The 11,793-nt window shown below is 35.8% G+C and carries 10 protein-coding genes; 7 read left to right on the top strand and 3 right to left on the bottom strand.

What is annotated here, in order from left to right:
- Positions 1-159 precede the first annotated feature (159 nt).
- The 3 genes from DRF65_RS14365 (at position 160) to DRF65_RS14355 (ending at position 3,513) form a co-directional block, all read left to right on the top strand.
- A complete protein-coding gene (locus tag DRF65_RS14365) occupies positions 160-1,197 on the top strand; it encodes a PLP-dependent cysteine synthase family protein (protein WP_115971454.1) in 1,038 nt (345 codons plus the stop codon).
- An 83-nt stretch (positions 1,198-1,280) separates the two neighbouring features.
- The gene (locus DRF65_RS14360) at positions 1,281-2,552 is read left to right on the top strand and encodes an aminotransferase class I/II-fold pyridoxal phosphate-dependent enzyme (RefSeq protein ID WP_185018773.1); all 1,272 of its coding nucleotides are present in this window, start codon (positions 1,281-1,283) and stop codon (positions 2,550-2,552) included.
- 76 nt (positions 2,553-2,628) lie between these two features.
- The gene (locus DRF65_RS14355; RefSeq protein WP_228438711.1) at positions 2,629-3,513 is read left to right on the top strand and encodes a DMT family transporter; all 885 of its coding nucleotides are present in this window, start codon (positions 2,629-2,631) and stop codon (positions 3,511-3,513) included.
- A gap of 222 nt (positions 3,514-3,735) precedes the next feature.
- Here DRF65_RS14355 and DRF65_RS14350 read toward each other — a convergent pair whose 3' ends face one another.
- The 3 genes from DRF65_RS14350 to DRF65_RS14340 are packed head-to-tail and all read right to left on the bottom strand — an operon-like array spanning position 3,736 to position 7,517.
- Positions 3,736-5,424 carry a tetratricopeptide repeat protein gene (locus DRF65_RS14350; protein WP_115971452.1) on the bottom strand — a complete coding sequence of 563 codons (1,689 nt, stop codon included), beginning with the start codon at positions 5,422-5,424 and terminating at the stop codon, positions 3,736-3,738.
- A gap of 17 nt (positions 5,425-5,441) precedes the next feature.
- Positions 5,442-7,001, bottom strand: coding sequence for a hypothetical protein (locus DRF65_RS14345; protein WP_228438709.1), 1,560 nt, complete (start codon positions 6,999-7,001; stop codon positions 5,442-5,444).
- Positions 7,002-7,055: 54 nt separating this feature from the next.
- Positions 7,056-7,517 (bottom strand): hypothetical protein, encoded by a 462-nt coding sequence (locus tag DRF65_RS14340; RefSeq protein WP_115971450.1) that lies wholly within the window; start codon positions 7,515-7,517, stop codon positions 7,056-7,058.
- 277 nt (positions 7,518-7,794) lie between these two features.
- Between DRF65_RS14340 and DRF65_RS14335 the strand changes: the two genes are divergently transcribed.
- The 4 genes from DRF65_RS14335 (at position 7,795) to DRF65_RS14320 (ending at position 11,747) form a co-directional block, all read left to right on the top strand.
- Positions 7,795-9,741, top strand: coding sequence for a sensor histidine kinase (locus tag DRF65_RS14335; protein WP_115971449.1), 1,947 nt, complete (start codon positions 7,795-7,797; stop codon positions 9,739-9,741).
- Between the two features lie 3 nt (positions 9,742-9,744).
- Positions 9,745-10,482 carry a LytR/AlgR family response regulator transcription factor gene (locus DRF65_RS14330; RefSeq protein WP_115971448.1) on the top strand — a complete coding sequence of 246 codons (738 nt, stop codon included), beginning with the start codon at positions 9,745-9,747 and terminating at the stop codon, positions 10,480-10,482.
- 120 nt (positions 10,483-10,602) lie between these two features.
- Positions 10,603-10,932, top strand: a complete 330-nt coding sequence (locus DRF65_RS14325) for a DUF4870 domain-containing protein (protein ID WP_115971447.1) — start codon at positions 10,603-10,605, stop codon at positions 10,930-10,932.
- Positions 10,933-11,003: 71 nt separating this feature from the next.
- Complete coding sequence (locus tag DRF65_RS14320) at positions 11,004-11,747, top strand: hypothetical protein (protein WP_115971446.1); 744 nt, start codon at positions 11,004-11,006, stop codon at positions 11,745-11,747.
- Positions 11,748-11,793: the final 46 nt, after the last annotated feature.

Raw genomic sequence — 11,793 nt, 5'->3', positions numbered from 1 at the left:
TTAAAAACTTGGCGCAAAATTTGCGATTAAACTCGTGCTAATACTGTAAACAGGAAAATAATTTTTTACGTAACGATGCCCTAGAAATCAAACAAAAGTTTAGTAATTATTTATTTTTTTGTATTTTTGCAGTCAGATTTTTATTGAAAATAACAAATAATGAGTAATGTTTACGATAATATTCTTGGCCTAATAGGACACACTCCTATGGTGAAGCTAAATACTGTTACAAAAGATATTCCAGCAACCGTTTATGCCAAGTTAGAATCATATAATCCTGGACATTCCACCAAAGACCGAATCGCACTTCATATTATTGAGAACGCAGAGGAAAGAGGCTTATTGAAAGAAGATTCCGTAGTTGTAGAAACTACATCAGGAAACACTGGGTTTTCTATTGCAATGGTATGTATCATCAAGGGATATAAATGTATTCTCGCTGTAAGCGACAAAACAAAACCTGAGAAAATTGCTTATCTAAAAGCATTAGGAGCTACTGTATATATATGTCCTGCCAATGTACCTGCGGATGATCCAAGATCTTATTATGAAGTAGCGAAAAGAATTGCTTTGGAAACTCCCAATTCTATTTACATCAATCAGTACTTTAATGAACTGAATATTGATGCCCATTACCAGACCACAGGTCCTGAAATCTGGGAACAGACAGAAGGTAAGATCACTCACCTTTTTGCCTGTACCGGAACAGGAGGTACTTTATCTGGTTCAGCAAAGTTTTTGAAGGAGAAAAACCCGGATATTAAAATTATTGGGGTGGATGCAGATGGTTCTATATTAAAAAGCTATCACGAGACAGGTGAGATTCACAAGGAAGATGTACACCCTTATCAGATTGAGGGAATGGGAAAAAATTTGATTCCTTCTGCTCTTCTATTCGATAAGGTAGATGAGTTTGTAAGGGTAAATGATGAAATGGCCGCGTACAGAACCCGTGAAATTGCTTTGAAGGAAGCTATCATGGGAGGTTATACTACAGGAGCTGTGACTCAGGGACTGATGCAATATGCAAATTCCCACGAATTAACCGAAAATGATATGGTTGTTTTAATCTATCCTGACCACGGTTCAAGATACATCACTAAAGTATACAGTGATAAGTGGATGGCCGAACAGGGATTTGTTAACAACTGTGTCCACAATTACGACGAAGTCTTCAAGACCGAGTTTATTAAATAGGAACAAATAAAATCACGATACAAATAAAGCCTTTTGCGTGTTCTACAAGAAAGGCTTTTTCACTTAAAAATTACGATACAATGTTGGATATTTTTGAAAGAATAAAAGAAAATCCAGGACCTCTTGGACAATTTGCAGATTATGGAGAAGGATATTTCATTTTCCCAAGATTAGAGGGACCTATCGGCCCAAGAATGCAATTTCAGGGTAGAGAAGTAATTTTCTGGAGTGCCAATGATTATTTAGGGTTATGTAATCATCCTGAGGTAATTGAAGCAGATGCCAAGGCGGCTGCAGAATACGGAATGTTCTATCCAATGGGAGCAAGGGCGATGTCTGGAGAAACAGATCAGCACCTTCAGTTGGAAAGAGAATTGGCAGACTTCGTACAAAAAGAATCAGCATATTTATTGAATTTCGGTTACCAGGGAATGGTTTCTACCATTGATGCTTTGGTAAGCAGAAATGACGTTATTGTTTATGATATGGATTCTCATGCCTGCATTGTGGATGGAGTAAGACTTCATGCTGGTAAAAGATTTACTTACAAGCACAACGATATGGCGAGTCTTGAGAAAAATCTTCAGAGAGCTACCAAAGTAGCAGAAGAAACAGGAGGAGGAATCCTTGTGATTACGGAAGGAGTTTTCGGAATGAGAGGTCAGCAGGGAAAAATTAAAGAGATCTGCGAACTTAAATCAAAATACCAGTTCAGACTTTTAGTAGATGATGCACACGGTTTCGGAACACTAGGTAAAACAGGTGCCGGAGTTGGTGAAGAGCAGGATTGTAACGATCAGATTGACGTATATTTCTCTACTTTTGCAAAATCAATGGCTGGTTTCGGAGCATTCCTTGCGGGAGACAAAGACATTATCAGATACCTGAAATTTAACCTGAGATCACAAATCTTCGCAAAATCTCTTACGATGCCAATGGTAATTGGAGGATTGAAAAGATTAGAGCTACTGAGATCAAGACCTGAGATCAAAGCTAAACTTTGGGAAAATGTAGAAAAACTACAGAGCGGATTAAAAGAAAGAGGATTCAATATTGGTGATACCAACACTTGTGTAACTCCGGTAATGATGCAGGGAACTCCTGTTGAAGCGACTCTATTGGTAAAAGATCTTAGAGAAAATTACGGGATCTTTACTTCAGTGGTAGTATATCCGGTAATTCCTAAGGGAATGATTCTTTTAAGACTGATTCCTACCGCTTCTCATACGGATTCAGAAATTAATGAAACTCTGGCCGCGTTTGAAGGGATTCACGATAAACTAGTAAGTGGTTACTATAAAGAGCAGGAACAACTATTACTGCAGGAACAGGGATTAAGTTTTAAACCGATCTAATTCTTTAACAAAATATAAAAAACCACTGATCTACTTGATTCAGTGGTTTTTTGTTTTAAAAACTATAACTAATACAATGCAAATAAAACTTAGGGGTTATTTATTGGGGGTTTTGTCAGCGGTTTCATATGGATTGATTCCGATTTTTATTCTGCCAATCAAGCAGGTTCATTTTCCAATGGACATTACTCTGTTTTACAGATTTTTCTTTTCAGCTTTAATGGTGGGTGGATATCTCATTTATTCCAAACAAAATTTCAGAATCAATAAAAAGGAAGCTTTGATATTAGCTATCCTAGGAATTTGCTATGCCCTTTCCTCCGAATTTCTGTTTATAGGGTATGATTTTCTGACCCCGGGAATTGCCTCTACGGTTCTGTTCATCTATCCGGTGATTGTAGCGCTGATTATGTTTTTCTTTTATAAAGAGAAACTCACCAAGCTGTCTATAGTTTCATTGTTTCTTGCTTTTGCGGGAGTGATTATTTTATGCATGAAAGGAACAGGTTTTGAGATTAATTTTGCAGGATTGGGAATTGTTATGCTCAGTTCATTGTTTTATGCGCTTTATATGGTAATTGTCAACAAATCCCAACTGAAAGTTTCCGGGTTTAAGCTTACCTTCTACTCGATGCTTTTTACGTCTTTGTTTTTTATGAGCAAGTCTGTTATAGGACATGAATCATTTGCTATTCCTTCAATGACTATCTTTATTAACTTTCTTATTTTTGCTTTCCTTACTACAGTTATTTCCAGTTTATGTCTGGTATATGCCATTAAGAGCATTGGTTCTACCCCGGTTGCTATTTTAGGAGCACTGGAGCCGGTAGTCGCTGTAATGGTAAGTGTATTTATGTTTAATGAAAAGTTTACCACCAACTTATTGATAGGAATTACCCTAATTTTACTGGGAGTCATACTGAATGTAATTTCCGACCGGAAAAACATGGCTCACGCTTAGAGAACTTAAAATATGTATAAAAAATAACCCCGAGGAAAGTATTCTTCGGGGTTTGTATTTTTTAGGATGGAAGCGGGAAGATGGAAGCTGGGAGTTTTTATTTGCCGTACAACTAATGAAAATTATGATAAACAACTTAAAAAAAGTATGATAGCCTTTCTTATGACCTTCAGCACTTCCCTCTTCCAGCCTCCAGCCTCATTCTTTATTCTTTATTCCTTCCTATTTTCCAAACATCTTTTTGAAAAAGCCTCCGGAACTATTCCGTTTATTTTCTGCTTCGGCTGTTTTGAGATTATCTTCTGCTATGGATGAATGATTGTACTGTAAAGACAGTTTCAGATTTTCCGCTGCATCAGCATATTGGCCAAGGTCCAATTGTGCTGTTCCTATATGTTCATAAACTTCTGCAATAATATCCTTAGTTACTCCTTCCTGTTGTGGTAAAACCTGAAGAGCCAATAAAGCATACTCTACCGTTTTTTCATTTTCCTGTAAGTGATATCCGCAATGAACAGCCCAGTAATAACACCAGAAGTCTTCATTTCCTAATGCAATACTCTGTTCAAAACTTTCAAATGCTGATGTTTCATCCTGTAGTTTTACAACCTGAATGTATCCCATATTATATAAAACTACCTGTACAGATCTTATCTTATTTTGTTCTGACGCAAAATGGATAGCATATTGCAGGCATTCCAGTGCCTTTTCATAATTTTCTTCTTCTAAAAAAATATTGGAACGGCTGATTAATATACTTGGATTATCCGGCATTTCTTCCAAAATGCTGTCAGCCTCCTGAGATGCAGTATTTACATTTGGTTTTATACCTGTCTGTTCTTCAATTTTAGCTTTATAAATATAAAAATTGGTAAAGCATCTTACAATTTCCGGATGGGTTAATAAGGAATCTGTAGCATCTAAAGAATAGTAGCTTTCCATGCCGGCATTAAGCCATTCCATTGCAGACTCGTAATCCTTCAGTTCCATATAGCTACTGCAAACCTGATCTGTGATAGTAAAATAGGTTACGGAATCCATTCCATCTATAAAATCTTCCATCAGCTTTTCTCCATCTGCCACTGCTTCTTCGAAGTTTCCTGCTTCTAAGTGGGCATTAAATCTGTTTTGAAGAATGTACATGAAATAACTGAATTTCATCCCTTCTGTCGTCACAGTAATGGCTTCGTCATATTTTTCCTGGTTGATAAGCTCTATCCCCAGGTTATTACAGCACATCGCAAAGGTATGGGGGTCTTCATTGTATGGATCTCCGTTCCTTTCCATCAGCGTTTTACGATAAAGACGGTAAGCTACGGCATAACAATCTCTTTTCAATTGGGTAAGCCTCTCCTTTTCAAACTCAGACATCTGAGGATATTGATTGAGCATTCTATTAATTTCAACACCGGCATTATAGGCTTCCATTGCTTCGGTAGTCTCAGGATTCACATCCAATAACAGAAAATCAGGATGAGGGTTCTTCTTATTTTTAATAGTAAATAATCTAACTTGTAAAGTTGGTGATGGAACTAATGATATTGCTTTTTCATAATAAGGAACCGCTTCTTCCCATTGATTCATCCAATAGAAGGAAGATCCAGCATGACGATGACACCATGGGTGATTAGGGCTGATACTGATTCCCTGTTTACTCCATTCTATACATTGGAGAAGAGCTTTTTCACGGTCATTCGTAAAAATATCATGATGATCCAGAGCAATTAATCCCAATATCGAACAAAGATCGGAGTCCGGGGAAGTTTCATTTAAAGAATTTGCCCAAAGATAAATTTCTTTAAGCTCCTCCCTGTCATCCGGAAGAGCATGTCCTTTGATCCAATTTTTTGCCGCTACAGCATAGTTTTTTTGGCGGAATGCTTCAATGGCCTCTTGATGTAATGTATTCACAGTATTTGTCTTTAGGTTTATATATTCTTTTCTTCCAGATATTCTTCATTCATTGCTGTAAATGCCTTTCCTACTTTAGGATACCATTCTGTTGATTCTCTAAACAGTTTCCAATCGTAAAGAAATACTTTAAATACCTCTCCGTTACCTGAGTAACTGTCATCGCTAAGGTTTTCCTGGCTTGAAGCGTAAAAAAGGTTGCATCTTTCAGGCTCATCAAGTTCATCTGGTCTGAAGCAGTAGGTTCTCATATCAAAAGTCTCTGCTTCCCTCTCCTTCCCTATATCAATACTTCCTGCCAATCCTCTTTCGCCATGCCTGCGCATCAGGAAACAATATCCGCCATACCAGAAATTATTTTTATCCGCATCTTTATAATCGTTATACTTTTCCTGTACTATTGGTAGGTTTAGAAAACTGAGAATTTCTTCAGGCTTAACGGTTTTCAGAAATTTATTATAGAAGTAAGCACCACGCTCAGCTCTTGTAAGAAGATCATTCCAAAGAATATTCAATGAAGTGATATAATGCAAAGCTGTTCCTTGTTGAAAAACATTTATAAAAGAAGATTCTTCGTTTTCACGATATACTGCTGAGAGTACTTCTCCTTCATTTTCATCCGTTACTATGCAGATAAAAAATATAAAGCCTGATACATGGGTAAACATGGCATGCGCCTGTCCTTCTTCTGTATCAGGGTGGAGCTGTACTTCGTAATCTTCGAAAGTATAATACTGATATTCTTCTTTATGTAACTTTACAATACTCATCAGCTTATGAAAGTTATCTAGCTGCAAAATAAAAGATGAAAAGCCATTAAACACTGTATTTTCAAAACACTTTGGAATAGAAGAAAGTTCAGTGTTCTTTTGTTCTTCTTTTGAAATAACATGAATATCTTTCTTTATAATGGAATCGTTTTTTTCCAACATTTTGATAGCCTCAGAACGGGAAAGCCAGGCATTCCAGGTAAAAAGATCGTCTTCCTCTACTTCATCTTCTGTATATAGTATTTCTTCAGAAAAAACAGCTTCTGGAAATGTGCGGTCGAAAATTCCATCTTCTTCCTCTTCATCACAAAGAAAAAATTCAGCTGTTACCCGTTCTTTTTTATAATCATAGTGATAACCTTCCGTTGCTACAAAGACTCTGGTTTTTGTTTCTCCTTTTACAATAAGATCTCCATGGTTATAATTACCCCAGAAACATTCTTTTATATTCAGATTTCCTGTAATATATAATTCCTGTCCGCCAACAATCATATTATCTGCGTCAAGATTTCCCAATACACACAGGCAAATAGAACCGTCTGATTCGTTATTATAGATATTTTCTGCTTTAAAATTTCCATCAATAAGCACAGCCATACAGGCTTCCTGATTGATGTCAGTTAAATTTTCTATGGCATTAAAAATAGTAAAAGGATCATCCAGGTTTACATTTTCTACTTCAAAAGTATCTTCAACATAAATCACCCAATTTTCATCAAATTCACCATCATGTTTTTCATTGCGCCAATACAGCCAACTGTCTTTAGGAAATTTATACTTGATATCTTTAAACTGTACATACCTCATTTCAGAAATTTTAATGCATTACATATATTGTATTTTTTTCATCATTTGTGAGTCTTAATGTTCTATTTTCAATCCATCAATAATAAGGACATTACAGCTTAGATTCATAAACATACCATGATAATCCCCTGTTGTCTGGTCTGTCATCAGGTCCATGACCGCTGATTTAAATTCAATTTTCCGGGCTGGTAATTTTCCGAAGGTATCTGTTATTGTAATCTGCCCATCCAAGCCGGTTTTGTTTTGTACAAATGCCTTTAAAAGTGGAATATCCTGTTTTTCAAAATCCAATGATATATAAAACGCTTTCACCTCATTGGTTTTATTGTTTTCAGGAGTTATCAGCGTTTTATTATAAGAGATTGTATAGGATTTCACAGCAGAAACAATCTGGTTTTTTCCATCCTTCACGGATACTTCAATGCTTATTCGTTTTTCATCCGGCTGCTGAGAAAACAGAAACTTAACAGGGAGAAATAAAAGAATAAAGATCAGAAGTTTATATATAGTTTTCATGGTTATTACATTATATTCTATGCAAGATTAAATATTCAAACATGCTTTCACCAGCATGAATTGGTATTTGTACATTCTGAATTGGTATTCGGTAAAAAATTGGCTGCAACATGCTTAGTTTGGTTCAAATTCCCTCTTAAAATCTGCATTTTAAACCTATTGCTATTTTGTCAATACTTCCACAATTTATACTTTAGCCATACGAATCAATTACATCGTGAAGAAAAAAAACAATATAACCAACATCTTATTTTGCTTTCTATTTTGCTGGATTTCTATGGGCACTATAAAAGCTCAGAAAGTATCAGCTATAGAACATGAAGCCAGTGAAGGATATTCCAAAAGATTTACTGATTCGTCGGCAAGTCTTACCATTCAGATGGCAGCTCTTCAAAATGCTCAAAAAATGGGAAATAAAGAGGATGAAGCTATTTGCAGTGCTTATCTCGCCCTAACCCATAAACGTCTTCTCCATCTCAAAGAATTCACTAAATATGCGGAAAGATCTTATGATATTGCAAGCTCCATAAAAAGCAATCGTGCAAAAGCTTTTTCCAATACTGCTATGGGCTACCTTAAATCGTATACTGATGATAAAACACAGGCGCTTACTTTCTTTCTGGAAGCCTATGCCTTGTTTAATACAATGCAGAGCTACGACCAATCAGCCAAACTCGGAGCTGACATTTCCTATCTTTTCTCACCAGACTCTCCTGATAAAGTAAAAAAATATGCTGATGAAGGGCTTTCATTTGCAGAAAAATCCGGAAATCCGGAAAGTATTCTCCATGCCCGGCTTGCAGTAGGAAGTTATCTTTCTGACCTTATTGCGGCAGGAGAAAATAACCGTTGGCAGGAAGCAGTTTCTTTTTTTAAGCAAACTATTGATTTTATTGAAAAAAATGAGACGAAAATAGACAGTAAAAGCAATATCGGAATTGCTTATATTAACCTGGCAGCTTTATATATGAACGGACCGAAACCGATTGATGAAAATTCATTTCTTTCAGCATTGGAAAAAGCTGTAGTGATTGGTAAACAATATGGAATAAAAGGAGTTTACCGAAGTTCTATGGGCCTGCGCGGGCAGTATTATGTATCAAAAGGAGAATACAGAACCGCAGAAAATCTGTTCAAGGAAGGAATTGCCTATCAGCAGAGTCTTCCCTACAAAGACAATTATCTTTTGGCAGCATTTTATGAATGCCTGAAAAATATTGCTGCTGAAGAAAAAGACTATAAAGCCTACTTTGAATATGATGCATCTTTCATCAAATATAATAAACTAAAGTATGATGAATCTACTCAACAGATCCTTCAAAATACTGATGCCAAATATGAATCTGAAAAGAAAATAGCTCGCATTAAACAGTTGGAACAGGAAAATAAACTTCAGAAAAAAAATCAATTATTAGGATATGGAATTTCCGCCGTTTTACTGATTGGATTGGTCTTTATGTACCGATCTTACTACTTCCGGCAACGCTATCATCAGAAAAGAGAAGATTTTCTTCAACAGCAACAGACTAATAATAAGCTCAAAATGGAGCTTCTTGAAAAGGAAACGCTCGAAAACTTAGCAGAGAAGTTGTCTCTTGAAAGACGATTGCTACAGTCTCAGATGGATCCTCATTTCATATTCAATGCATTAGGGAATATCCAGGGAATGATCCTCAGAAAAGATACAGATCTTGCAGTGTTGTATCTTGGAAAATTTGCCAAGCTAAGCCGTCGTGTATTGGAACAATCCAGAATGGAAACAGTCACTCTTGAAGAAGAAACACTCACTTTGAAAAATTATATCGAACTCCAGCAGCTTCGCCTGAATCAAAGTTTTGATTACCATATACAATGCAATGATTCTGTAGATCAGCAGCTTCCTATTCCGCCTCTTTTAATACAGCCATTTGTTGAAAATGCGATTGAGCATGGTCTTAAACCTTTGGAGGTATTTCAAAAAGGAATATTATTTATTACTTTTGAAGAAAAGCCAGTAGAAAATCTTCTTATCTGTACTATTAAAGACAATGGAATTGGGCTTACCGCTTCCAGAAGGCAGAAAACAGATGATTCCCATCGCTCTCTTTCAACTAAAATTACGGATGAGAGACTGCTTCTTATGCTTAAAGATAATTCACAGGCAAAACTTGAAGTCAGAGAACTTACAATTGACAAAGATGGTCAGCAAGGTTGTATGGTCACATTATCTATTCCAATATTATAAAGTATGTACAAAACAATCATCATAGAAGACGAATATCACCTACGGGAAGCATTGTCTATTATGCTGGAGATGATAGCTCCGGATAAAATACAGATCATTGGTTATGCTGAAAGCGCTGATGAAGCAGCAAAACTGATTGACAGGCTTCAGCCTGATCTTGTCTTCATGGATATTATGCTGAAAAATGGGACCGGTTTTGATGTATTGCAAAAAATTTCTCACCGAAAATTTCATTTGATTTTTACAACTGCTTATCAAGAATATGCTATCCGGGCGTTTAAGTTCAGTGCTTTGGATTATTTACTAAAACCTATTGATACTGAAGAACTCAAAATAGCTATCGACAGAATTTCAGGACTAAAGGAGCGATTCCTTGAAGAACAGCAAATAAGCGAACTCAGTCATAATATGCACAAAACCCCACAAAGAATCATTCTTCCTACTCAGGAGGCGATGCATGTGGTGAAGATCAGCCAGATCATGCATTGTGAAACATCAGGTTCCTACACTACTTTTTACCTGAATGATGGAAAGAAAATTATGATTTCCAAACCTCTTAAAAATTACGAAAGTATTCTGCTTCCCCCTGATTTCTTTCGGGTACATCAATCTCATCTTATTAATACCCAATATATTGTAAGCTATTCCCGGGAAGGTATGATAGAAATGGAAAATGGTGCCAGCATTCCGATATCGAGGACAAAGAAAGAGGCTTTTTTTAAACTCATGAGAGAAGAATAAAATTGACTGGAAACCATTTTTTGCCAGGACCTACAGAATACCAATTCAAAGCAGCAATAAACCAATCAGCTCTTGACAGGTGAAAACCTCCTTCTTATTTTTGGCAGAAAATATTTTAATATGAACAGCAAAACAATTTCTATTTTAAGCTATGTAACGATTATCGGCTGGATTATCGCTTACGTTAAAAGCAAAGATTTATCCACTAAAAATGACCTGGCCCATTATCATTTGGAACAAGGTTTGGGGTTCTTTCTTCTAACTGTGGTTGTCAATTTTATTCTTTCAATTACAGTTTCAATTCTTCCTGTTTTGTCATTTTTAAATTATATTGGATTGATTTTATTAATCTTATGGGTGTTCGGGATTATTAATGCAGCTAATGAACAGAGAAAACCTATTCCTGTGATAGGAAAATTGTTTGAGAATAAATTTGGCTTTCTGGCATAACAAAATTGATCTCCTTATATTGCATCTATCTATTTTCTTTAGAATAAGTAGGTGCAGTATAGCTAAAGTTTATGAAAGAATTACAACAACTCACAAAAGATCAATTATATACCCGGCTTAAAAATCAATCTGAGAATTTTTATTTTACAGTTTCATCAATGTTAGATTTTACTTTTTTTGAAGATCATTCTTCAGATGAGGAAGATCTTTCAGAATTTCTTGAAATGCTGGATGAGGAAACCGCAGAAAAGATAAAAGCAGCATCTTTAGAGGAAAATAATGATGATAATACCCCTAAAATTATCCTTGCAGAACACATGCATTCAACCTCTCTTGATTTAATAACAGAAGATGGAGAAGGCTATAAAATCATCTTATTTGAACAAGACATTACCCTTTCCGAAAATCTTTTTGTTGAGGATTATGTTATACTTATTGTTATTGGAAATATACAGGCAAAAAATATCATTGTCAACGGTTCACTTTATTGTTCAGGAAACCTTTCCTGTAATCTTTTGTTTGGAGCATCGGGTAATGATAATGAAACTTTTAGTAATGGAAATATAACCAGTTCACTTATTGCAGAAAACGGACATTATACCGTTGCAGAAGGCAGTATCCGTTCAAAATATTTAATAAGTCTTCACAATGTAATTGAGGGAAAAGAAGGAAGATTTATTGAAAATATAAGTTTGGATGGTTCTAATGAAGCAGAATTCCTGCATCCTGAAATTATAGATAAAAATGGCTATTTTGATGAAGGGGCTTTTCTTCATTTCATCAATAAAAATACACCCGATGCTGTGTTTAAATAATTTTTTGCATCCGTTTTATAAGAGAAGAAAGGAAGAAAGCCCTGGT

The sequence above is a fragment of the Chryseobacterium pennae genome (genome assembly GCF_003385515.1).
In the GTDB taxonomy this organism is placed as follows: Bacteria; Bacteroidota; Bacteroidia; order Flavobacteriales; family Weeksellaceae; genus Chryseobacterium; species Chryseobacterium pennae.
The sequence above is the reverse complement of the archived record's forward strand: the minus strand, read 5'-3'. Positions and strand labels throughout refer to the sequence as shown.

Bases quoted from the DNA above. Each gene is read 5' to 3' on its own strand.
- DRF65_RS14355 (WP_228438711.1), top strand. From the start codon at position 2,629: ATGCAAATAAAACTTAGGGGTTATTTATTGGGGGTTTTGTCAGCGGTT.
- DRF65_RS14320 (WP_115971446.1), top strand. From the start codon at position 11,004: ATGAAAGAATTACAACAACTCACAAAAGATCAATTATATACCCGGCTT.
- DRF65_RS14345 (WP_228438709.1), bottom strand. From the start codon at position 7,001: ATGAGGTATGTACAGTTTAAAGATATCAAGTATAAATTTCCTAAAGAC.
- DRF65_RS14335 (WP_115971449.1), top strand. From the start codon at position 7,795: ATGGGCACTATAAAAGCTCAGAAAGTATCAGCTATAGAACATGAAGCC.
- DRF65_RS14330 (WP_115971448.1), top strand. From the start codon at position 9,745: ATGTACAAAACAATCATCATAGAAGACGAATATCACCTACGGGAAGCA.
- DRF65_RS14365 (WP_115971454.1), top strand. From the start codon at position 160: ATGAGTAATGTTTACGATAATATTCTTGGCCTAATAGGACACACTCCT.
- DRF65_RS14340 (WP_115971450.1), bottom strand. From the start codon at position 7,517: ATGAAAACTATATATAAACTTCTGATCTTTATTCTTTTATTTCTCCCT.
- DRF65_RS14325 (WP_115971447.1), top strand. From the start codon at position 10,603: ATGAACAGCAAAACAATTTCTATTTTAAGCTATGTAACGATTATCGGC.